Origin of the sequence: Lamprobacter sp., assembly GCF_034860625.1 — a bacterium.
Lineage (GTDB): Bacteria > Pseudomonadota > Gammaproteobacteria > Chromatiales > Chromatiaceae > Lamprobacter.
In genome coordinates this window covers 1-921 of sequence record NZ_JAYESN010000628.1, presented here as the reverse complement: position 1 = coordinate 921, position 921 = coordinate 1, and the positions used below count along the sequence as shown (strand labels likewise).

Sequence of the window (921 nt, the reverse complement as noted above, 5' to 3'; positions counted from 1 at the left end):
GGCACGGGCACGCCGCCTTCCTCGTCGGCCAGAGCCTTCAGCCTTGCATGCTCGTCCTGCAGCGTTTGGGCGACCGCATCGATGCGCTCGGAGACCAAGGCCTCGATCTGGTCCATGTCGGACTCTTCACCGATGATGCGCAGCACCACCGAGATCGAATACAGCGCCTTGACCACGAGCACGAACGAATGGCCACGCTGCAGCACGTACTGGGCATTCTGGCTATGGATGGTCAGGGTCTGGTCGAGGACTGGTTTTGAGAAGCGGCGTTTCTGAGCGGTTGCGGCGGTGGCCATGCGCAGTCTCCGGGGTCGCGGAAATCCCAGAGGGTAGGGCGAGCTGAATCCTGGCGCAGCTGCGAAAGCTCAGCCCGTTTCGGACGATTCGATGCGATCCGAGCGGTCTGCAGCCCAGGTCGGGAAAGCTCGCCTGAGCGCTGAGGATTTGCTGTCGCCCGGCGTGAACAGGCTGGCTAGAGTGCGCTCAGTGACTGATCTGAACTGAGAGTGCCTGATGATCTTGAGACGGCGAGTGCATCCGTTGAATCGGGTTGCTGGTGGTGATGCCTGTCGAGCCATTGTTGCAATCGCCAGAAGACAGGTCCTCTCCTCGGCACCCTGGCGATGCAGCATCGGGCTCACGCTCCTGTTCTCAGCCTTGACGCCCATTGGCCGCAGGTGAGCGGATGGTGGCTGAGGTGGCCTTTGAACGCCCGCTGCGGGCGAACGAACTGCTGCGCACTTGGCATCGACAGGCGCGACGTGCGTCCGAAACAGAAGCGGTCCCAGGAACGACCGCATCGGCGCCGACGCTGACGATCCGCACGTTGACAAGCGAACCGGAGCGCTCCCGCAGTCGCACGCCGAAGGGAACAGGACGGCTCGCTGAGCGCCGGGCACACTATGCGGGGTTGATCGAGGC

Annotated in this window: 1 protein-coding gene and 1 pseudogene; one reads left to right on the top strand and one right to left on the bottom strand. The window is 63.3% G+C overall.

What is annotated here, in order from left to right; genetic code table 11:
* Positions 1 to 296, bottom strand: a pseudogene (locus VBE63_RS30340) (hypothetical protein); the annotation flags it as partial.
* A gap of 401 nt (positions 297 to 697) precedes the next feature.
* Between VBE63_RS30340 and VBE63_RS30335 the strand changes: the two are divergent.
* Positions 698 to 921, top strand: a 224-nt coding sequence (locus VBE63_RS30335; protein ID WP_323686679.1) for a hypothetical protein, incomplete at its 3' end; no start/stop codon positions are given.